20 protein-coding genes are annotated in these 21,354 nt (G+C 65.7%); 7 read left to right on the plus strand and 13 right to left on the minus strand.

Going from position 1 to position 21,354, the window contains the following annotated elements; genetic code table 11:
- Positions 1-118: 118 nt before the first annotated feature.
- From AC1DKY_RS08520 to mnmG, 4 genes are all read right to left on the minus strand, one after another.
- On the minus strand, positions 119-2,473 hold the full coding sequence (locus AC1DKY_RS08520) for a Tex family protein (RefSeq protein WP_441602708.1): 2,355 nt from the start codon (positions 2,471-2,473) through the stop codon (positions 119-121).
- A gap of 88 nt (positions 2,474-2,561) precedes the next feature.
- Positions 2,562-3,320, minus strand: a complete 759-nt coding sequence (locus AC1DKY_RS08525; RefSeq protein WP_441602709.1) for a winged helix-turn-helix domain-containing protein — start codon at positions 3,318-3,320, stop codon at positions 2,562-2,564.
- A gap of 298 nt (positions 3,321-3,618) precedes the next feature.
- Positions 3,619-4,419: an RDD family protein gene (locus AC1DKY_RS08530; protein ID WP_441602710.1), complete on the minus strand. Its 801-nt coding sequence runs from the start codon at positions 4,417-4,419 to the stop codon at positions 3,619-3,621.
- Between the two features lie 77 nt (positions 4,420-4,496).
- Complete coding sequence (gene mnmG / locus AC1DKY_RS08535) at positions 4,497-6,374, minus strand: tRNA uridine-5-carboxymethylaminomethyl(34) synthesis enzyme MnmG (RefSeq protein WP_441602711.1); 1,878 nt, start codon at positions 6,372-6,374, stop codon at positions 4,497-4,499.
- A 568-nt stretch (positions 6,375-6,942) separates the two neighbouring features.
- Between mnmG and AC1DKY_RS08540 the strand changes: the two genes are divergently transcribed.
- Positions 6,943-7,128 carry a hypothetical protein gene (locus tag AC1DKY_RS08540; RefSeq protein ID WP_441602712.1) on the plus strand — a complete coding sequence of 62 codons (186 nt, stop codon included), beginning with the start codon at positions 6,943-6,945 and terminating at the stop codon, positions 7,126-7,128.
- A gap of 166 nt (positions 7,129-7,294) precedes the next feature.
- Here AC1DKY_RS08540 and pepN read toward each other — a convergent pair whose 3' ends face one another.
- Positions 7,295-9,952 carry an aminopeptidase N gene (pepN, locus tag AC1DKY_RS08545; RefSeq protein WP_441602713.1) on the minus strand — a complete coding sequence of 886 codons (2,658 nt, stop codon included), beginning with the start codon at positions 9,950-9,952 and terminating at the stop codon, positions 7,295-7,297.
- Between the two features lie 71 nt (positions 9,953-10,023).
- On the opposite strand from pepN, the gene AC1DKY_RS08550 reads away from it, so the two are divergent.
- Entirely contained in the window at positions 10,024-11,028 is a 1,005-nt protein-coding gene (locus tag AC1DKY_RS08550) for an aldose 1-epimerase (protein WP_441602714.1), read from the plus strand.
- Positions 11,025-11,990 carry a pyridoxal-phosphate dependent enzyme gene (locus AC1DKY_RS08555; RefSeq protein WP_441602715.1) on the plus strand — a complete coding sequence of 322 codons (966 nt, stop codon included), beginning with the start codon at positions 11,025-11,027 and terminating at the stop codon, positions 11,988-11,990. Before AC1DKY_RS08550 ends, AC1DKY_RS08555 begins: the two co-directional genes overlap by 4 nt.
- 592 nt (positions 11,991-12,582) lie before the next feature.
- On the opposite strand, the gene AC1DKY_RS08560 is transcribed toward AC1DKY_RS08555, so the two are convergent.
- On the minus strand, positions 12,583-12,795 hold the full coding sequence (locus AC1DKY_RS08560) for an alkylphosphonate utilization protein (RefSeq protein WP_354014380.1): 213 nt from the start codon (positions 12,793-12,795) through the stop codon (positions 12,583-12,585).
- A 33-nt stretch (positions 12,796-12,828) separates the two neighbouring features.
- The gene (locus AC1DKY_RS08565; protein ID WP_441602716.1) at positions 12,829-13,725 is read right to left on the minus strand and encodes a DMT family transporter; all 897 of its coding nucleotides are present in this window, start codon (positions 13,723-13,725) and stop codon (positions 12,829-12,831) included.
- 100 nt (positions 13,726-13,825) lie between these two features.
- Between AC1DKY_RS08565 and AC1DKY_RS08570 the strand changes: the two genes are divergently transcribed.
- Both AC1DKY_RS08570 and AC1DKY_RS08575 read left to right on the plus strand, forming a co-directional pair.
- Positions 13,826-14,182 carry a hypothetical protein gene (locus AC1DKY_RS08570; protein ID WP_441602717.1) on the plus strand — a complete coding sequence of 119 codons (357 nt, stop codon included), beginning with the start codon at positions 13,826-13,828 and terminating at the stop codon, positions 14,180-14,182.
- A gap of 3 nt (positions 14,183-14,185) precedes the next feature.
- Positions 14,186-14,755 (plus strand): DNA-3-methyladenine glycosylase I, encoded by a 570-nt coding sequence (locus tag AC1DKY_RS08575; protein WP_441602718.1) that lies wholly within the window; start codon positions 14,186-14,188, stop codon positions 14,753-14,755.
- A gap of 138 nt (positions 14,756-14,893) precedes the next feature.
- Here the strand turns inward: AC1DKY_RS08575 and bioC are convergent, their stop codons facing one another.
- From bioC to bioB, 5 genes are all read right to left on the minus strand, one after another.
- Positions 14,894-15,775, minus strand: a complete 882-nt coding sequence (gene bioC / locus AC1DKY_RS08580) for a malonyl-ACP O-methyltransferase BioC (RefSeq protein WP_441602719.1) — start codon at positions 15,773-15,775, stop codon at positions 14,894-14,896.
- Complete coding sequence (gene bioH / locus AC1DKY_RS08585; RefSeq protein WP_441602720.1) at positions 15,772-16,542, minus strand: pimeloyl-ACP methyl ester esterase BioH; 771 nt, start codon at positions 16,540-16,542, stop codon at positions 15,772-15,774. Before bioH ends, bioC begins: the two co-directional genes overlap by 4 nt.
- Positions 16,539-17,297, minus strand: coding sequence for a sulfurtransferase (locus AC1DKY_RS08590; protein ID WP_441602721.1), 759 nt, complete (start codon positions 17,295-17,297; stop codon positions 16,539-16,541). Before AC1DKY_RS08590 ends, bioH begins: the two co-directional genes overlap by 4 nt.
- Before the next feature lie 29 nt (positions 17,298-17,326).
- Positions 17,327-18,505, minus strand: a complete 1,179-nt coding sequence (gene bioF / locus AC1DKY_RS08595; RefSeq protein WP_441602722.1) for an 8-amino-7-oxononanoate synthase — start codon at positions 18,503-18,505, stop codon at positions 17,327-17,329.
- 135 nt (positions 18,506-18,640) lie between these two features.
- A complete protein-coding gene (bioB, locus tag AC1DKY_RS08600) occupies positions 18,641-19,645 on the minus strand; it encodes a biotin synthase BioB (protein ID WP_441602723.1) in 1,005 nt (334 codons plus the stop codon).
- Positions 19,646-19,789: 144 nt separating this feature from the next.
- Here bioB and AC1DKY_RS08605 point away from each other — a divergent pair, with 144 nt between their 5' ends.
- On the plus strand, positions 19,790-19,996 hold the full coding sequence (locus AC1DKY_RS08605; RefSeq protein ID WP_441602724.1) for a hypothetical protein: 207 nt from the start codon (positions 19,790-19,792) through the stop codon (positions 19,994-19,996).
- Between the two features lie 15 nt (positions 19,997-20,011).
- Positions 20,012-20,734, plus strand: coding sequence for a ComF family protein (locus AC1DKY_RS08610; RefSeq protein WP_441602916.1), 723 nt, complete (start codon positions 20,012-20,014; stop codon positions 20,732-20,734).
- On the opposite strand, the gene AC1DKY_RS08615 is transcribed toward AC1DKY_RS08610, so the two are convergent.
- Entirely contained in the window at positions 20,731-21,243 is a 513-nt protein-coding gene (locus AC1DKY_RS08615; RefSeq protein ID WP_441602725.1) for a DUF5615 family PIN-like protein, read from the minus strand. The genes AC1DKY_RS08610 and AC1DKY_RS08615 overlap by 4 nt on opposite strands.
- Positions 21,244-21,354 lie beyond the last annotated feature (111 nt).

Genomic DNA, 21,354 nt, shown 5'->3' on the forward strand with positions numbered 1-21,354 from the left:
AGGTTGGGGGCTAGTCCAGCCCTCAACGTTGTAGGAGCGCACCCTGTGCGCGACCGGGGCGATAGTTGGCTATCGCTGCGCGGTTCGCGCACAGGGTGCGCTCCTACAAAGGGGACTCTTAGCGCTTTTGGGCCTTGGAGAAGGCGTCGGCGAAGGCGCTGTTGGACGGCGCGGGCGCCGGCTTGGGTGCACCGCCGCCACCGCCGCCTGGACGCGGGCCGCGGTTGTCGCGCGGGGCGCCTCGGGAGGCGTCGTTGCCGCCGGCCGGGCGAGCGCCACGGACCTGCTGGCCCGGTTCGTCGTCCAGGCGCATGGACAGGCCGATGCGCTGGCGTGGCAGGTCGACCTCCATCACCTTCACCTTGACGATGTCGCCGGCTTTCACGGCATCACGCGGGTCTTTGACGAAGGTGTGCGACAGGGCCGAGACGTGCACCAGGCCGTCCTGGTGCACGCCGATGTCGACGAACGCGCCGAAGGCCGCCACGTTGGTTACGCGGCCTTCCAGCACCATGCCGGGACGCAGGTCCTTCACGTCTTCCACGCCCTCGGCAAAGCTGGGCGCCACGAATTCCGGGCGCGGGTCGCGGCCGGGCTTCTCCAGTTCCTTGAGGATGTCGCGCACGGTCGGCAGGCCGAACGTCTCGTCGGTGAACTGCTCGGCCTTGAGGCCGCGCAGGAAGCTGGTGTCGCCCATGATGGAGCGCACTTCGCGGCCGCATTGGGCAATGATGCGTTCGACCACCGGATAAGCTTCCGGATGCACGGCGCTGGTATCGAGCGGATTGTCGCCGTTGGGCACGCGCAGGAAGCCTGCGCACTGCTCGTATGCCTTGTCGCCCAGACGCGGCACCTTCAGCAGCGCCTTGCGGTTGGCGAACGGACCGTTGGCATCGCGATGCTTCACGACGTTCTCGGCCACGCTGATGCTCAGGCCCGCGACGCGCGACAGCAGCGCTGCCGACGCGGTGTTCACATCCACGCCTACCGCGTTCACGCAGTCTTCCACGCGTGCATCGAGTGCGCGCGCCAGCTTCACCTGGTTCACATCGTGCTGGTACTGGCCCACGCCGATGGCCTTGGGTTCGATCTTCACCAGTTCGGCCAGCGGGTCCTGCAGGCGACGCGCGATGGATACCGCACCGCGCAAGCTCACGTCCACATCCGGAAACTCCTTGGAGGCGACTTCTGAGGCGGAGTACACCGACGCGCCCGCTTCGCTCACCACGACCTTGGAAAGTTTGTGCTCCGGATGCGTCTTGGCCAGACCCTTGATCAGTTCGCCAGCCAGCTTGTCGGTTTCGCGCGAGGCCGTGCCGTTGCCGATCGCGATCAGATCCACGCCGTGCTTCTGGCAAAGGCGTGCCAGGGCAGCCAGCGATTCGTTCCACTGGCGGCGTGGTTCGTGCGGATAAATCGTATCGGTGCCGAGCAGCTTGCCAGTGGCATCCACCACGGCCACTTTCACGCCGGTGCGGATGCCCGGGTCCAGGCCCATCACGCTCTTGGCGCCGGCGGGGGCGGCGAGCATGAGGTCCTTGAGGTTGTCGCCGAACACGCGGATCGCTTCGTCTTCCGCGCCTTCGCGCACGCGGCCGAACAGGTCGAGCGTGAGATGCAGATGCAGCTTCACGCGCCAGGTCATGCGCACGGTTTCGCGCAGCCAGGCATCAGCGGCACGACCGCGATCGAGAATGCCCGCATGCGCGGCCACGCGGCCTTCGCCTTCGACGTGACCCTGTTCCAGGTCCAGCGCCGGTGAGAGCTCCAATTCGATCACGCCTTCGTTGCGCGCGCGCATCAGCGCGAGCAGGCGATGCGAGGGGATCTTGCCGATCGGTTCGATGTGGTCGAAGTAGTCGCGGAATTTCGCGCCTTCGTTTTCCTTGCCTGCAACCACTTTGGCGCGAATCTGGCCTTTATCCCATAGCCACTGGCGCAACTCGCCGACCAGGCTGGCGTCTTCGGCAATGGACTCCATGAGGATGGCGCGCGCGCCATCCAGCGCAGCGCGCACATCGGCCACGCCCTTGTCGGCGTCGACATAGGACTCGGCGGCCGCTTCCGGCGACTGCGTGGGATCTTCGCGCAGGCCCAGGGCCAGCGGCTCCAGGCCGGCTTCGCGGGCGATCTGCGCCTTGGTGCGGCGCTTGGGCTTGTACGGCAGGTACAAGTCTTCCAGGCGCGCCTTGGTGTCGGCCGAGAGGATGTCGTTCTTCAGCGCATCGCTGAGCTTGCCCTGTTCTTCGACGCTGGCCAGGATCGCGCTGCGCCTCTCTTCGAGTTCGCGCAGATAGCGCAGGCGCTCTTCCAGCAGGCGCAGCTGCGTGTCGTCGAGACCGCCGGTGGCTTCTTTGCGATAGCGCGCGATAAACGGCACGGTGGCGCCGCCGTCGAGCAAATCCACCGCGGCATGAACCTGATCCGGCTTGGCGGCGATGTCCTGGGCAATACGTTGTTCGATGCTGAGCATGGGGCTAAGACGATTCCTGAGCGTTCGACAAAACAACGGATCGCCACGCGATCCGCCGGACCGTCGATCATAGCAAGTCGATGCGTGCTTACAGATTGGCCGCGGGCGCCTGGTTCGGCCGCAGGATCAGAAAGCCCGCTGCGCCAAGCTCGGCAGGCGCGGCCTCGTGATCGCCGGGACATTGCGTGGCCACACGGCGGTAATGCGGCAAGCGGCGCATGCGCATCGGCCGGACGTCCTCCTGTTCGCGTGCCACCGGCATCACCGCGAGCGCCGGTTGTGGCGTCACGTGCGGCGCACGCCCTGCATCCGCGGGTGGATGCCACAGGCTGAACGCCGCCAGCACCGCCACGATGACCGCCAGCGTGATCGCCGCCGCCAGCCAGCGGCCGGAGCGTGGTGGGGCCCGTACGGGTGCAGGTGCGAGTGCCGGCGTTTTTGCGGTGGCGGTCGAATCATCATTGCTTGCGACATCCGGCAGCGGCTCGTCGGCCGGCGTCGCGCTGGACGGGACGCGATGCACCTCGCCGATGAAGCGATAGCCCAGGCTGTGCACGGTGGCGATATAGCGCGGCTGCGACGCGCAATCGCCCAGCGCGTGCCGCAAGTGCGAGATCACGCGGGTGAGTACGCCAGGAGTGACGTGCCGATGTCCCCATGCGGCATCGAGCAAGGTGTCTTTGCCGACCACTTCGCCGGCTTGTTGCAGCAGGACCACCAGCACCGCATAAGCCTTGGGCTCGACGGAAATCGGGCTGCCTGCCCGTTCGAGACGGTGTGCGCGCGGATCGACGACGAGGTCGTCGCACTGGTAAATCCAGCCGCAATCAGCATGTGACTGGGCCATGAGCTTGCCTGGTGCACGGCCCCCTGTATGACAAGCATGCGCTACTTACGCAAATACGCGCATCCGCCATAGGTCATAACGTGCGCGCAGGTGCATGAATTGCGCGGCAAAGCGATCGGACGTCCATTTGCCAATGGGCCAGCTCGCCACCGAAGGCATGGCCCATTGGCCGAGCAGATGCAACGCGTGCGTGAATGTGATGTGCCCGCGATGTCAGTTCCGCCGTGTTGCCACGGCGGGACGTCTCACGGCGAGAAAGCCCCTACGACCAAAGCCTCTATCACCAAGGTTCGATGGCTCAGGCGTTGAACGAGCTGTCGCTGTTGCCGGGGTCCGTGCGACGCGTCGTCGTGGCGACGTCTCTGGCGCGGCCATTGAGCACGAGCGTCTTTGCGAGCATGTCGTGCAGGCCTTGCTTGCGCTGGGTCCAGGCAATCATCAGGAAGCCGAAGCAAAAGATCAGCGCACTGACAATCTTGCCGAAATAGCGGCCGGTGGCACGCATGAAGCTGATGCGATTGCCGTCCATGTCGGTGACGCGGATGCCCAGGGCCAGCTTGCCCAAGGTGCCCTGCCATGCCGAGCTCTCGCACAGGCCGAAATACAGCCACGCCAGGATGGTCTGCGCGATCAGTGCGGGCCACAGCGCGTTCATATAGGTATCGAGCGCCTGCAGCACCAGGTGCGGATCGTCGCCGGCAGCGAGCTTGGCCTGCACATAGGCCTCGGCGGCCTTGCTGGCGCCAAGCATATTGCTGAGTATCGTGTTGGGGATCCAAAGCACCAGCGCGTCCAGGATGTAGGCCGCCAGTCGCTTCCAGAAGCCGGCGTAGTCGTCCAGCGCGGCCACGGCGCTGCTGCCGCCATACGATGTCGCGGGGGCCGCGGCATAGGGCGGTGCCGGGGGCGCAGGCGAAAATGCCGGCGGCTCGACCTGCGACTCTTCGGGGAACAGCGACGACAGCGGCGCCCAGTCCGTCATGCCTTCATACCAGCCCAGATCGTCAGGGCTGATCTGTCCGCTGCGCAGCCACTGGCGGATATCCACTTCCTTGTAAGGGCCGTGTCGCTCGCCGTCCCGTCCGATCCAAACTTCCATGGTGCGCTCCGAGATGCATCGTCAGGCCCGCATGATGCCATGCGGGCAGGCCGTCCTGGTGCAGCAAAGATCCCGAATCAGGCGGCGTCGCGGCGCTTGAGGTGCACCAGCAGCAGCGAAATGGCGGCAGGCGTGACGCCGCTGATGCGCGCGGCCTGGCCAATGGTTTGCGGCTGTACGCGCTTGAGCTTCAGCAGCACCTCGGCAGAGAGGCCGCGCACCTTGTCGTAGTCGAAGCTGCCGGGTATCGCCGTCTGCTCGTGGCGACGCTGGCGCTCGATCTCTTCGCGCTGGCGCTCGAGATAACCGGCGTATTTGGTCTGCACCTCCACTTGCTCGGCCACGCTGGCGTCGTCAACCGCCGGACCGATGCCGTCGACGGTCGTGAGCGTGGCGTAATCGAGCTCGGGACGACGCAGCAAGTCCAGCACGTTGGTCTCGCGGCTCAGCGTGATGCCAAGCTGCTGCGCGACAGTGGCGCCGAGCGCATTCGCGGGCGCGGCCCAGATGGCGCCGAGTCGCTGCGTTTCGCGTTCCACCGCGTCGCGCTTGGCGCGCAGTGCATCGTAGCGAGCCTGCGGCACCACGCCGAGGCGATGGCCGGTTTCGGTGAGACGAAGATCCGCATTGTCCTCGCGCAAATGCAGGCGATACTCCGCGCGCGAAGTGAACATGCGATACGGCTCGATGGTGCCATTGCTGGTGAGATCATCGATCAGCACGCCGATATAGGCCTCGTCGCGACGCGGATGCCATGGCGCTTCGCCCTTCACCGCCAGCGCGGCATTGAGGCCGGCAATCAAGCCCTGCGCGGCCGCCTCCTCGTATCCCGTGGTGCCATTGATCTGGCCCGCGAAATACAGGCCCGGGATGGTCTTGGTCTCCAGCGACGGATGCAGGCCGCGCGGATCGAAATAGTCATACTCGATGGCGTAGCCCGGGCGCGTGATGTGCGCTTTCTCGAAGCCCTTGATCGAATGCACCAGCGCCAGCTGCACGTCGTACGGCAGCGAGGTGGAGATGCCGTTCGGATAGACCTCGAAAGTGTCCAGGCCCTCGGGCTCGATGAAGATCTGGTGCGAGCTCTTCTCGGCGAAGCGCACCACCTTGTCCTCGATCGAGGGGCAGTAGCGCGGGCCCACGCCTTCGATCTGGCCGCTGTACAGCGGTGAGCGATCGAGCGAGCCGCGGATCAGCTCGTGCGTGTGTTCGCTGGTATGCGTGATCCAGCAGCTGACCTGGCGCGGATGATCCTCGCGCGAGCCCAGGTACGAGAACACGGGCGCGGGGTTGTCGCCGGGCTGCTCTTCCAGGCCGGTGAAGTCGATGCTGCGCAGGTCGATGCGCGGCGGCGTGCCGGTCTTGAGGCGGTCGGCGGCCACCGGCAGTTCGCGCAGCTTCAGAGCCAGCGTGCTGGCGGGCGGATCGCCGGCGCGGCCGCCGGCGTATTGCGCGGGGCCGATATGGATCTTGCCGGCGAGGAAGGTGCCCGCGGTCAACACCACGGCGCGGGCGTGGAAGGACAGGCCCATCTGGGTCACCACGCCGGTGACGCGGCCGCCCTCGAGGATCAGGTCATCCACCGCCTGCTGGAACAGCTCCAGGTTCGGCTGGGTTTCCACCATCCGGCGGATCGCCGCCTTGTACAGGGAGCGATCGGCCTGGCAGCGCGTGGCACGCACGGCCGGCCCCTTGGAGGCGTTGAGCGTGCGCCACTGGATGCCGGCGCGATCCGCCGCCTGCGCCATGGCGCCGCCGAGTGCGTCGATTTCCTTGACCAGGTGACCCTTGCCGATACCGCCGATGGCCGGGTTGCAGCTCATCTGGCCGATCGTTTCGATGTTGTGGCTCAGCAGCAGCGTGCGCGCGCCCGTCCGTGCCGCGGCAAGCGCAGCCTCGGTACCGGCATGGCCGCCACCGACCACAATGACGTCGTAGGAAACTGGGTGAAACATAGAAAACTGCCCCGGAAGCGCAGGTTTGGACCAAGTTGGACGCTTATGGTAACTCCGTGACGGCACTTTGGCCGTTGGCACGCTTCCTGCTTTTACTTCCGTGCACTTTCCACGGGCAGAAGCTGCGCTTCATGCGCGCCGAGATCGAACGACAGGGGTTCGATCGCGTGCCGGGGAGAGGAAGCAAGACGGCGCCCCTCGGGGCGCCGTCGCCTTTTCTAAGCCTTGTAGGGTCGCAATGAGCCTGCAAGCGCTCTGGATAAGATCTGGCGCCCGGCGGTCTCAGGAACAGGGGGAATCCAGGATGACCGTGTTGCCGGGCGCCAGAAACCGAAAATTCGTCACTGGCAGCAGCAAGTTGCTGCGCGTCTTGGGGGCGATATTTACCCCTTACGCGTGAACGTGGAGTGACTAAAACGCCCGTTTGTGCCGAGTCTTGGCACCTCATGACGTACAGCGTCATTCCGTGATCCAGYCCCAAAATGAATGTGATGGCGGTCACGCGGCTGGCACGCGCATTGCTTCTGCTCCCATGCCGGACAAGGCTATGGTTTGGGGGATTAACGTCATGGAATTGAGCGTCGAACTGCAACCGGTTTATCCGCACCACGATCTATTGATCGAACTTGGCCGCGTCGAAATGGCCATGGACTATCTGGAAGAACGCAGCGAGAACGAACGCCAGGCCCTGCGCCCGCGTCTGCTCTCACGCATGACCCGCTTGCGCGACGAATTGGCACAACTGGCGATCTGATCGTCGCGTTCGCGACGGCCGCCAGTTTGGGACGACCGGAACATCGGGCGCCTGCACGTCAGCAACACCGCTTCATCAGGTTTCATCCTCTCGATTCACCTCATTACGCCCGGGTGCCCCGTCCAAGGACGGGACGCACTCGGGTGTTTTCTTTTGCGAAGTCGATTTAGCCGTGCTGCATGCTGCGCACGATCTCGCTGAGATTGCGCGAGAGATGAGGCTGCGCCGCCAATGATTCGATGGCAGCACGCGCCGCCGCATGGCGCGTGGGTTCCAGTCGCTGCCAGCCGTTGAACGCCGTGGCCAGTCGCGCGGCCACCTGGGGATTGAGCGCATCCAGCCGCTGCAGGCGCTCGGCGAGCAGCTGATAACCACTGCCGTCCGGACGGTGGAAACCGTCAGGATTGCCGCGTGCCCACGCACCAAACAGCGAGGTGACGCGATTGGGGTTCTTCATGGTGAAGGCGGCATCAAGTTCCAGCGCCTGCACGCGCTCGATCACCGCATCGCCCGGCAGCTGCGTCTGCACCGAGAACCATTTGTCCATCGCCAGCGGATTGTCGGCGTAGCGTTCGCGGAAATGCAGCAGCGCGGCATGCGTCTGGGTGGCATTGCCGCGCACCAGCACCGAAAGTGCGGCCAATCGATCCGTCATGCTCGGGGCGTTGTCGTATTGAAGTGTGGCGAGCGCTTGCGCACTCCACGGATCGATCGTGGCGATCAGCTCCAGCACGCGCCGCTTGAGGCGCCGCTGCGCCTGGCTGATGGCGTCGAGCTGCACATGGGTGTGCGCGACCAGCGCGTCATAGCGCTGCTGCAGCACTTCGCGGCCAATGCGCAGGGCCAGATGTTCCTGCAGCTTCAGGCGCAGCGCGTGCACATGGGAAGGATCGACCACGCGTTCGCGCTCGGCCAGTTCGATCTCGCTGGGCGGCGTCAGCAGGTCGGCCAGCAGGGCATCGTCGATGGCGCTTTCCCCGAAAAGGGCGGCCAGCGCATCGCACCACGCATCCAGCGCGTGCGTGGCATCGCCGTCGCGCAGATTGTCAAACGCGCGCGCCGCCAGTTGCTGCCCCGCTTCCCAGCGGTTGAAGCCATCCACGTCGTGACGCAGCAACAGCGCCAGCTCCGCGGGGGAGTAGTCGCACTCCAGAATCACCGGCGCGGAGAAACCGCGCAGCAGGGAAGGCACGGGCGCGGATGCGACCTGCTGGAACACAAACGATTGCTCGGCGCGATCCAGCACGATCACGCGCTCGGTGGCGCCCGATGCATCGGCATCGCCGCCCGGCAGGTGCAAGGGCATCATGTGCCCATGGCGATCGAACAGCGCCAGCTTCACCGGTATCGGCAAGGGCTGCTTGGTCGGCTGGCTGGGCGTGGGCGGCGTGTGTTGCGACAGGGTCAGCGTGTAGCTGCGATGCGCGGCATCGTAGTGACCGCGCGCCGTCACACGCGGCGTACCGGCCTGCGCGTACCACGCCAGATACGGCATCAGATCGATGCCGTTGGCTTCGCCAAGCGCGCCGAGGAAATCCTCAAGCGTGGCGGCGCGACCGTCGTTGCGGGAGAAGTACAGATCCATGCCGCGGCGGAATCCCTCGCGCCCCAGCCGGCCGGCCACCATGCGTACGAGCTCGGAGCCCTTCTCGTAGACAGTTGCCGTGTAGAAATTGTTGATCTCGCTGTACTGCGCGGGGCGTACGGGATGCGCGAGCGGGCCGGCGTCCTCGGGGAACTGTGCGCGGCGCAGCAGCGCGACATCTTCGATGCGCTTGAGCGGCGCTGAATTCATGTCCGCCGAAAACTGCTGTTCGCGAAATACCGTGAGGCCTTCCTTCAGCGACAGCTGGAACCAGTCGCGGCAAGTGACGCGGTTGCCGCTCCAGTTGTGGAAGTACTCGTGCGCAACCACCGCTTCCACTGCGCGGTATTCGTCGTCGGTGCTGCTGTCGGGGTCGGCCAGCAGGTACTTCGCATTGAAGATGTTGAGACCCTTGTTCTCCATCGCACCCATGTTGAAGTCATGCGTGGCGACGACATGGAACACATCGAGGTCGTATTCGCGACCATAGGTTTCTTCGTCCCAGCGCATGGAGCGCTCCAGCGCATCCATGGCGTAACCGCACTGGCCGATCGCATCAGGCTCGGCCCAGATCACCAGCTGCACGTGGCGGCCGCTGTGGGTGACGTAGTCGCGCGTGATCTTCTGCAGGCGTCCGGCCACCAGCGCAAACAGATAGCTGGGCTTGGGGTGCGGGTCGACAAAGCGCGCCCAATGGCGACCGCCTTCCAGCTCGCCGTGGCCATCGGGATTGCCGCCGGCCAGCAGCACCGGAAAGCGCTCGCGATCGGCGCGCAGGGTGACGGTGTAGCTGCTCAGCACGTCCGGGCGATCAGGGAAGTAGGTGATGTGGCGGAAGCCTTCGGCCTCGCACTGGGTCAACAGGAAGCCAGCCTCGCGCGATCCGGACAGATACAAGCCTTCCAGCGCGGTATTGGCCGCCGGCTGCACGCGCACGCGCGTTTCCAGCACGCTGCCGTCGCGCGCGCCATCCACTTCGAGCACGTTCTCGGCGACACGCCAGGCGTGCTCGGGCAGGGGCTGGCCGTCCAGCGAGATCGACAGCAATTCCAGGCCTTCGCCGTCCAGCCGCAGCGGCTCCTGCTGGGCAGGATCGCGCTGCAGGTGCAGGCGCGAGGTGACCTCGGCGTTATCGATGCCCAGGTCAAAGTCCAGCTCGATCTTGTTCACGAGCCAGGCCGGGGCGCGGTAATCGCTGAGCCGGATCACGGGGGAGGCGATGTCGTTGCGAATGCTCATGAGGGGCCGAAACTGCGGAAGCGGGGGATGAGTCAGGCTAACATGCGGGCCTTTCCCGGCAGGACAAGACAATGGCGGAGTTTCTTGCGGAACGCGGAAAACTGGGCGTGCACGAGATCGCGGTGCTGACCGACCCGGCGCGGGGCCATAGCGTGCGCATCGCGCGACGCGGCGCGACCCTGCTGAGCTTCGAAGTGCCCTCGCCGCATGGCACCCGGAACATCGCCGATGGCTATCGCGACGCCGGTGAACTCGACACCCGGCCCAGCTCCCGTTTCGCCATCATGGTGCCATTCGCCAACCGCATCGACGACGCGCGCTACGTGTTCGACGGCGAGCCCTACGACTTGCAGCCAGGCGTCGAAGGCGATGCGCGTGCGGCACGGCACGGTTTTGTGCGAGGTGTCGACTTCGACATCACCCAGCTCGCCGCCGATGAGCAAGGCGCGCGCGTCACCTTCGCCACCCAGGCGATCCGTCCGGGTGTGCATGCCGGCTATCCCTTTGCCATCGACCTGGCGGTGAGTTACACGCTGGATGCGAGCGGTCTGACGGTTGAAGCCGCGATGCGCAATGTGGGCAAGCACGCGGCGCCGTGTTTCTTCGGTTGGCATCCGTATTTCCGATTGTCTGACTCGCCCATCGAGGGCTGGGAGTTGCAGATACCGGCGGACAGCTTTGTGCGTACCGACGAGGCCTTCATCCCGATCGCCGGGGCCGGCGCCCGTGCGCCGCTGGAGCATGCGCCGGAATTGGATTTCCGCACGATGCAGGCCATTGGTCGTCGCGAACTCAACCACGCGTTTGCCGATCTGCGCCGCGACACCGATGGCCGTGCACGCACGCGCCTGCGCGACCCGCAGGGCGGCATCGGGATTGCCGTATGGCAGCCGTCCGGGGTGATGCTGGCCTTCACCGCCGACACGGTGACGCGCGACGTGCGTCGCTCGGTGGCGCTGGAACCGATGGAAAGCTGGTCCGACGCATTCAATCGCCCCGATTGCGCCGACGCGATTCGTCTGGAACCCGGCGCCGAGCGCCGTTTCACCTGTGGTGTGGAGATCGACAATCCATGAGCGTTTCCTTTCATCGAGCCGCCCTGCCCACGTTTGCGCAGGTGCAGGAAGCCGCCGCACGCATCGCCCCGTATGCGGTGGTGACCCCGGTGCTGCGCAACGTCGCGCTGAATGCGCTGACCGGCGCGGATCTCTACTTCAAGTGCGAAAACCTGCAACGCGGCGGCGCCTTCAAATTTCGCGGCGCCTGCAATGCGGTATGGTCGATGGACGATGAGCAGGCCGCGCGCGGCGTGGTGACGCATTCATCCGGCAATCACGGCAATGCGCTGGCCCTGGCGGCTGCGACGCGCGGCATTCCGGCGCATGTCGTGGTACCCGACGGCGCGGTGCGTACGAAGCTTGAAGCGATCGAGCGGGCCGGCGCGATCCTCCATCGCTGTGAAGCCACGCAGGCGGCGCGCGAAGCCAAGGCCGATGAAGTGCGGCGAGCGACGGGGGCCGAGTTGGTCCATCCCTTCGAAGACACACGTGTGATGGCGGGACAAGGCACGGCCGTACTGGAGCTGCTCGAACAGAGCGGCGGCCTGGATGTGGTCGTCACGCCGATCGGCGGCGGTGGCTTGATCGCGGGTACGTCCATCGCAGCGCACGGCATCGCACCGCAGTTGCAGATCCATGGCGCGGAGCCGATGGGCGCCGACGACGCGGCGCGCTCGCTGGCGGCCGGCGCGCGGGTGGGGCCGTTCGTGCCCGATACGATCTGCGATGGGCTGCGCACGCTGATTGGCGCAGCGAATTTCGAGGCGCTGCAGATGCATCGGGTGGAGGCGACCACGGTGAGTGATGCCGAGGTGATCGCGGCGATGAAGTTGTTGTGGAACGAGTTGAAGCTGGTGGTGGAGACCTCCAGTGCAACGGTGTTGGCGGCGGTGTTGAAGCGGCCGGAGGTGTTTCGGGGGAAGAGGGTGGGGTTGGTGCTTAGTGGGGGGAATGTGGATATTGAGGCGTTGCCTTGGTGACGCTTTTCTCCCTCTCTCCTTTGGGGAGAGGGTTGGGGCATTGCCACCTTTACGGTGGTAAGGGGCGGGTGCTCGCGGGAGCGTCTCTTCTTTGGCGTCATCCCGGCGCGGGCCGAGACCCAGGTTTCAGTCTCGCTCAGTTGTTGCGATCCCGCGATCTGGCCGCCTACGCGGCGGGCGTTTCGATCGGCTGCCGCCGACCGAGTCACTTTTCTCTTGCTGGCCCAAGAGAAAAGTAACCCAAAGAGAATGGCCTAAAACGCCCGCAGCATCGTGTTGGGATAAGCCCGATCGCTTGAGGCGCGTGGTTGCGGGACAACCTCCGAGGGTACACAGGGGATACTTCCAAGCGCTGCGCAACGCGCCCGAATCGCTGAGGACTTAAAGCGGGGCCTCGCTGCGCATCGGCTTTAGCATGCGCCTCCGCCATGCCGGCTTGTCTGTGGGAGCGCACCCTGTGCGCGACAGCCACGATGCGGTGTACCGCTCCGTAGGTTTGTCGCGCACAGGGTGCGCTCCCACAAAAAGCTGACCGTAGTGTTGATCCGCCAGCGTGATCCCCTACAAACGCGTTATAGCGAGGTGCCGCCTCTCAAACCTTCTTGATAAAACATGTCTTCAACACCAGCGTCGAGCGCCCATCGCGGCATTCGACTTCTTCCGGATTGTCTTCGTCCACGCGGATGGACTTGAAGACGGTGCCGCGCTTGAGGGTCTGCGAGGAGCCTTTGACCTTGAGGTCCTTGATCACTTGGACCGAGTCGCCGTCGGCGAGCACGGCGCCGTTGCTGTCTTTGACGTTCATGGGTGGTCTCCTGGTCGACGCAAACCGGGCATTTTAACCGCGCGCAGGTTGGGAGCGGCGTAGGCGCACGCCGCTCACGGCGAGCAAGCCGAGCAGGATGAAGATGATGCCGAGGATTTCCATGCCGCTGGGTTGCTCGTGCAGGATCGCCCAGGCGAGCAGCACACTGACGATGGGCACGCCCAGGCTGGCGACGCTGGCGAGTGCCGTTGGCAGGCGTTGCAGCACGATCAGCCACAGTCCCCAGGCCAGGCTCGACGCCAGGATGACGCTATAGGCCAGGCCCGCGATCAGATCCCAGGTCCAGTCGAAGGGACGCTGGGGGACGCATAGCGCCACCACGATCAGCGCCAGCGCGCCGAACAGCATCTGCCATGCGGTGAGGTTGAGCGGTGTGGGCTTGTGGTGAATGAAGACGCGTTTGCTGAGCACCGTGCCCATTGCCCATGCCAGACCTGCGCAGATGGCGAGCAGCGTGCTTTGCCGACTGCCCAGGCCGTGCCAGGGTTCGATGATGCAAGTGAGTCCCATCGCGGCCAGCCCCAGACCCCACCAGTGGCGGCGGGTCAGACGGTCGTCGAGGATCACCCACGCCAGCAAGACCGACCAGAACGGCATCGTGTAGGCCAGCAGCGCCACGCGACCGGCGCCGCCGCTTTCCAATGCCAACTGACCCAGGCCCTGGAAGGCGGTGGTCTGGCACAGGCCGATGACGATGGTCGGCAGCAACGGTGGCGGCCGCAGCGATTGCCGGGTCACCGCCAAGGCGCCGAACAGCACCAGCGCACCGAGCGAGTAACGCAGCGCGGAGAAGTTGAACGGGCCCGCATGCTGCAACACCTGCTTCATCACGATCCAGCTGTAGGCCCAGATCAGGATGGTGGCGAGCAGGGCGAGCAAGGCGTGGCGTGAAGCTGTGGTTGATGTCATGGCGTTCTGCACGTGGCATCGCGCGCGGCAGGCTGCCCTTGTCCGGCGCGCAGGGGTGGGATAGCGTCGTGGCTTTCCCGGCAGCTTACAGGGGATGGGCGTGACAGGAACCCGTGCGAGAAACGTCCTTGTGGCCTGCATCGGGCTGCTCGCTTTCGTGGGCATGCTGTTTGCGTTCCCCGACGTGCTGCAAGGATTGCGCTCGGGCGTCGCGTGGCCGAAGGCGGCACCGATCGCGCTCGGCGCGCTGCTGTTGTTGATCGCCAGCGTCAGCTTGCTGTTGCGCCGCCCGGAGCATGGCTGGATCTTTGCCGTCGCGGCGATCAGCTTGCTGCTGGGCTTATTCTGGTTGCCGTCGTTGCGGCAATTTCTCTGGCCATGGCTCGCGGTCCTGGCCGCGTGTGCCGGCGCCATCATCGGTTTTCGCACGGGGCGCGGCGACCAAGCCGCGGATTGAATCATGGCGACATCCATCAAAAAACGCTGCCCCTGGGGCAATAGCGACGACATGCACGACTACCACGACACCGAGTGGGGCACGCCGCTGCATGATGACCAGGCACTGTTCGAATTCCTCTGCCTGGAGGGTGCCCAGGCGGGCCTGTCGTGGCGAACGATCCTGCTCAAGCGCGACAACTACCGCCGTGTCTTCCACGACTTCGACATCAAGCGGGTCGCTGCGATGAAAGAGCGCGAACTGGAGAAGGCCTTGCTCGATCCGGGCATCGTGCGCAACCGACTCAAGGTTTATTCCACGCGTGACAACGCGATTGCGGCGCTGGAGGTGATCGGCGAATTCGGCAGCCTGGACGCGTATCTGTGGTCGTTTGTCGACGGCAAGCCCATCCGCAACAAGTGGACCGGGCAGGGCGACGTGCCCGCCAGCACCCCGCTATCCGATCGCATGAGCAAGGATCTGAAGAAGCGCGGCTTCCGCTTCGTCGGCACCACCATCTGCTACGCCTTCATGCAGGCGACCGGCATGGTCAATGACCACGTGGTGAGCTGCTTTCGCTACAAGCAGGTCTAAGACACCGCATCGATCATGTGGGAGCGCACCCTGTGCGTGACTGGGGCGCGCGTCGCGCTGGGAAGTCTCGATATCCTTGGGGCCGTCGCGCACAGGGTGCGCTCCCACAAATGTGTGCACCCCAGATAACGGTGTGCTTCAGCGACGCCGTGATCCGCGCAAGCTGTCGATGGAGAAGCTGGCCATTTCGCCGCCGCCGGCCAGGCGGCGCGATTGGCCCGGCGGCGGGCCCCAGGCGTGCGCCGTGACCACTTCCCAGGTGGCGGGAATGCGGCCATCGACGCGCATGGTTTCGTAGGCAGCCAGCATGCGCTGGTAGTGCCGCTTGCCCAGCAGGTGACGTTCGCGTTCGCGGTCGGCGTTGGTGGCGCCGAGTCCCTGCAGTTCCTTCAGTAGCTGGCGCGGTTCGCTGTAAGTGAGCGTGTAACGGTCCACGTCGAGCACGGGGTCGCGCAGGCCGGCGCTGATCATGGCGTCGCCAAGATCGTGCATGTCCAGGAAGCGGCTCACGTGCGGCTGCTGGTCGGCGTCGGCCCAGGCGGCGCGCAGTTCTTTCAACGTATCCGGACCGAAGGTGGAGAACACCAGCAGGCCGCCCGGCTTGAGCACGCGCACGCATTCGCCGAACAGCGCCGGCAGATCATCGATCCACTGGAAACACAAATTGGAATGCAGCACATCCACGCTGTGGTCGGGCAGCGGCAGCGCGGTGGCTTCGGCACACACGCGCTGGAACGGTTTCAGCCAGCTGATGTTCTTCTTGGCGGCGCGCAGCATGGGCAACGCCAGATCCATCGCGATCAGCTGCGCCTTGGGATAACGCTTGCGCAGCAGGGCCGTGCCGCGGCCGGGGCCTGCGCCCACGTCGATGACGCGTTCCGGCGCTTCCAGATAGAAGCCCAGGCGATCGAGCAGCAGGGTCTGCACTTCGCGTTGCAAGGCATCGTGCTGTTCATAGGTGGTGGCCGCGCGGCTGAAATTGCGGCGCACCTGCCGGCGGTCGAAATGCGAGTCGGTCATCGAAAACTGTCCAGCAGCGGCGCCAGGGCGTTGGCGACGCCGCTTGCGTAACCAAAGAACGGCGCGTGGCCCGCGTGCGCGATTTCCACATAGCTGCCGTGTGCCTGCCCGGCCGACCATGCCATCGCCGGTGGCGGCACGATGCGATCGCGACGGCCGACGATCCATGCACTGGGCACGCTCAGCGTGGCGAGATCGGCGCGGCGGTCGGTGGTTTCCAGGATGCGGATGCCTTCCTGCAGCACGCGCAGGTTCGGTTCGCCGCGTTGGAAGATCAGGCTGCGCAGGTGGCGTACTTCGGCGATCGGATCGCGGCTGCCCATGGCTTCGAGCGCAATAAAGCGCTCCAGCGTGCCGTGATAGTCGGTTTCCAGATCGTCGGCCAGCTGGCGCACCAGCTTGGGATCGCTGCCGTGGGGCCAGCTGTCGTCGCGCGAGAATTTAGGGGTGCCGTCGATGACGCCCAGCGCACGCGCATGCTGCGGATGTTCCAGCGCGGCGGTCATTGCGATCAGTCCGCCCAGCGACCAGCCCACCCAGATCGCCGGAGGCGTCATGCGTGCAATCGCTTCGGCGACGAGCGAGGGCTCCAGCGGCAGCGTGCTGTCGCGCGAGCAACCGTGACCGGGTAGATCGACCACATGCAGGGTGCAGCGATCGGCGAGCGCTTCGCACAGCGGCTCCATCATGCCGCCATGCATGGCCCAGCCATGCAGGATCACGACGGGGATTTCGCCGTGGCCGTGGGTTTCGATATGTAGACTCACCCAAGCCTCTCGTCGTTGGCGAGCTGGGGCGCAGGCGCCAGGCTCTTGTCCACCGCGCCGCGCTCATCGAACACGAAGCATTCGCCGCGCCAGTGGGTGCCGTCGGTTTCTTCGAAGTACTTCAGGATGCCGCCTTCGAGTTGGAACACGTTGTCCATGCCGATGTCCTGCATGTGCAGCACCGCCTTCTCGCAACGGATGCCGCCGGTGCAGTAGGAGACCACGGTCTTGTTCTCGTAGCGCGCGCGGTCGGCCGCGATGGCATCGGGAAAGGCGGTGAAGCTGCCGATGCGATAGTCCACCGCGTTTTCGAACAGGCCGACATCGGTTTCGTAGTCGTTGCGCGTGTCGATCAGCACGACCTCGCGACCGTCGTCGTCATGGCCTTGTGCCAGCCAGCGCTCCAGCGTTGCCGGCGCCACCGATGGTGCGCGACCGCCTTCGGGGCGGATGGTCGGCATGCGCATGGTGATGATTTCCTTCTTCAGGCGCACGCGCATGCGGCCGAACGGCACGTCCCCGGAGATCGATTCCTTCGGCTCAAGCCCGGCGAAGCGCGGATCAGTGCGCAGCCAGTCCATGAACGCTTCGACGGGCTCGCGTGGACCGGCCAGGAACAGGTTGATGCCCTCGGGCGCAAGCAGGATCGTGCCCTTGAGCGCCAGCGTCTGGCAGCGTTCAAGGATGCGCTCGCGCAGCGCAGGGAGATCGTCCAGGCCGACGAAGCGATAAGCGGAAAGGTTGATGATGGACATGACGGGGAAGGGGTACGGCAAGACCGCCATTATACGGGGCCGGCCAGCCGGAGCCGGGAAAGCGCCTCCAGCAGGCGGTCCACGTCGGTTTCCTGGTGGGCGGCCGACAAGGTGATGCGCAGGCGGGCCTTGCCTTGCGGCACGGTCGGCGGGCGGATGGCGGTGACCAGGAAACCCGCTCGCTCAAGCGCTTCGGAGGCCGCCAGTGCGGCTTGTGCATCCCCCAGCAGCAGCGGCTGGATGGGCGTGGGCGAGGGCATCAGAGGCAGGCCGAGCTGCGCTGCGCCGGCACGGAAGCGGGCGATCAGCGCGTGGAGTTTCTCGCGCCGCCAGCCTTCTGTTTGCGCCAGCCGTATGGCGGCCAGCGTGGCGGCAGCGAGCGCAGGCGGCATGGCCGTGGTGTAGATGTAGGTACGCGCGGACTGCACCAATCCGTCGATCAGGGCAGCGGAGCCCGCGACGAACGCGCCGCTGCAACCCAGGGCCTTGCCCAGCGTGGCCATCAGCACGGGGACGTCGTTCTGTGAGAGGCCGGCAGCCGATACGCTGCCTTCGCCGTGCTCACCCAACACGCCCAGGCCATGCGCGTCGTCGACCATCAAGCTTGCGTCTTCGCGATGACAGAGTGCGGCCAGCTCGGCGAGCGGCGCGATATCGCCATCCATGCTGAATACGCCATCGGTGGCGAGCAGCGCCGCCGTTTCGGGTCGAGCGCGCAGCTGGCGTTCGGCGCCTGCCACGTCGGCATGCGGATAACGCTTCAACTCGCAGCCTGCGAGCTGGGCGCCATCGAGCAGGCAGGCATGGTTGAGCTTGTCCTGCACGCAGACGTCGTCGCGCGCCAGCAGTGCCTGCATCACGCCGAGATTGGCCATATAACCGGTGGAGAACAGCAACGCGCGTTCGCGCCCGGTCCATTCGGCGAGCGCTTCTTCCAGCGCAGCATGTGCGTTGCGATGGCCGCAGATCAGATGCGCGGAACCGCTGCCGACACCATCGCTGTCGGCAGCGCGCTTGAGTGCATCGATCAATGAGGGATGCTGCGCCAGGCCGAGATAGTCGTTGCTGCAGAACGAGAGCAGGCGACGGCCGTTGCGCTCCAGCCACATGCCGTCGGCGTGAGTCACCGTTTGCAGGCGGCGGCGCAGGCCGGCCTGTTCACGCTGTTGCGTCTGGGCGGCGAGGCGGGTGAGCAGGTCGTCACGCATCGCGATGCGTCTCCCTGTGGGAGCGCACCCTGTGCGCGACCGCGGCGCAGTGGTGTATCTCTGTCATCGGTGGTCGCGTCATGCAGCGTGCGCTCCGGGCCTGTCGCGCACAGGGTGCGCTCCCACAGGGGCTGATCAGGCCGCGCAATGCTCCACGATATCCGCGTGCACGGTGCCCGACGTCTCCACCACTTCCAATGCATGCAGGTTCAGACGCTGGAACAGCTGGCGGTCGTGTTCCACGTCCGGGTTGCCGGTGGTGAGCAGCTTTTCGCCGTAGAAAATCGAGTTAGCGCCGGCGAAGAAGCACAGCGCCTGCACGGCGTCGTCCATCTGCTGGCGGCCGGCGGAGAGGCGGACCATCGAGGCGGGCATCAGGATGCGGGCGACGGCAATGGTGCGCACGAAATCGAACGGGTCGATGGCTTCAGTGCCGCTGAGCGGCGTGCCTTCCACCTGTACCAGCTGGTTGATCGGCACCGATTCGGGATGTTCGGGCAGGTTGGCCAGGGTCTGCAGCAGGCCGGCGCGCTGGTCGCGCGTTTCGCCCATGCCCACGATGCCGCCGCAGCAGGTTTTCAGGCCGGCTTCGCGCACGTGTTCAAGCGTGTCCAGGCGATCCTGGTACTGGCGGGTGTGGATGATCTCGCCGTAGAACTCCGGCGCGGTGTCCAGGTTGTGGTTGTAGAAGTCCAGGCCCGCGCCTTTGAGGGTCTTGGCCTGTTCGCCATTGAGCATGCCCAGCGTGGCGCAGGTTTCCAGGCCCAGGCCTTTCACGGCGCGCACGATCTCGGCGACCTTCTGCACGTCGCGGTCCTTGGGGCTGCGCCAGGCGGCGCCCATGCAGAAGCGGCTGGCGCCGGCGCTCTTGGCGGCCTTGGCCTGTTCGAGCACCGCTTCCACGCTCATCAGTTTCTGCGCCTGCACACCGGTGTCATAGCGCGCCGCCTGCGGGCAATAGGCGCAATCTTCCGGGCAGCCACCGGTCTTGATGGAGAGCAGGGTGGACACCTGCACGGCGTTCGGATCGTGGTGTTCGCGATGCACACTGTGCGCGCGAAACAGCAGTTCGTTGAACGGCAGCGCGAACAGCGCAGCCACTTCGGCGCGCGTCCAGTCGTGACGGATGGGTTGGGCCATGGCGACAGCTCTGGGGTTGGGGATGAGGACAAGTGTGGCAGCGCGCGTTTTCTTGTCAACTTTCGATGAAAGGCGCGGGTTGACGATGCGCGGACGTATGGCTGCCGCTACCATCGAAGCATTCACTCCGCGGGAGTTGTTGGCATGAATGCACGACAGGTCGGCATTGGATCGGTGCCGGCGGCCATCTGCAGCTTGCTCATACCCGGGCTGGGGCAGCTACTGCAACGGCGCCCCTGGATTGCCCTCGTCATGATCGTGCTCGCCGCCGTGCTCTGGATCGTCAAAATGGGCTGGGTCATCCATCTTTGGGCGGGCCTCGACGCAGCCATTTACAAGCCACGAAACTAAGGATGGCCCATGCGCATGGACGCGCTACCGCTCGGGCGACCCCTGCTTGGGGCGCTGCAACGTTTTGTACTCCCCTATCGCTGCCTGCTGTGCGGCGCCGCGGGCGCCGACGGGCTGGATCTGTGCCGCCAGTGTGCCGCCGAGTTACCGCGCAACCAGGCGTGTTGCGCTCGCTGCGCGCTGCCCCTGCCCCAGGCGGCCGAACTATGCGGCCAATGCCAGCGCCGTCCGCCGCCGTGGGATTCGGCCTGGGTGCCATTTCGTTACGCATGGCCACTGGACCGTCTGGAATCGCGTTTCAAGTTCGGCGCCGACCTGGCCGCGGGTCGCGTGCTCTCGTCGCTATGGTTGCGGGAATGGCCACCGTCGAACATGCCGGCGTGGCTGCTGCCGGTGCCGCTGCATGCCGGCCGACTGCGCGAACGCGGCTACAACCAGGCGATCGAGCTGGGTAAGCCGCTGGCAAGCCGGCTTGGTCCCTCGCTCCACGTCGACGCCTTGATCCGCTCGCGGGCCACACCGGCGCAAACTGAACTTGGCGCACTGGCCCGTCGCCGCAACGTGCGCGGCGCCTTCAACGTACGACCGCATACGGCGTGGCCCGGGCACGTGGCGCTGTTTGACGACGTGATGACCACTGGCGCCACGCTGAGCGAATGTGCGCGCGTGCTGAAGCGGGCGGGAGTCCGACGCGTCGATGTCTGGGCGCTGGCGCGCGCGCCAGCGGCAAAGACCTAAGCGGTCTCGCAGGATTCGCCCATCCACTCCTGCAGCTTGCCGTGCCAGAGGCGGTACTTGCGGCGCTGGCGAGTCCCGTTGCCATGGCAGTGGTAGCGCGCCCATCCCGTGCTGCTCGCCTCGACCGTGCAGCCTGCGCTGAAACAGCTGCTGCCCAGTACGGGCGCGAGGCAGCGCAGCGCCCGGCGCAGGTCGTTCACCGATCCGCTGCCGAAATGAAACACGAAGATGGCCGAGCCGCGTTGCAGCGGAAATCGCTGCAGATCGAGAAAGTCGGGATTGCAGGTGAGCAGCACCCGTTCATGCGCCAGCGCATAGGCAGCATGGGCGGCGTCGGTCTGACCCAGCAGCCCGCAGTCGGCGGACGTCCAAACCTGGGCGCCTGCCGAACGCAGCAGTTCAACGCCACGCGGCGGAAACGATGCATCGACCAGAAACCGCGCGCGGCTTTCCACGTTGCCTTCTTCGGGCGCATTGCGATCCCTGGAACTTTCGAGTTCCCGCCACATGACGCTGCACGTCCCCGCTTGCTGCGTTCAAAAGCACGGCCGATCAGCCTGCGACTTGCACGCACCGGCGGTGCTGGCGCAGCGATCGGCGGGGTTGTCGCGCGCTGTCAT

This window comes from Dyella sp. 01N448 (genome assembly GCF_056399225.1).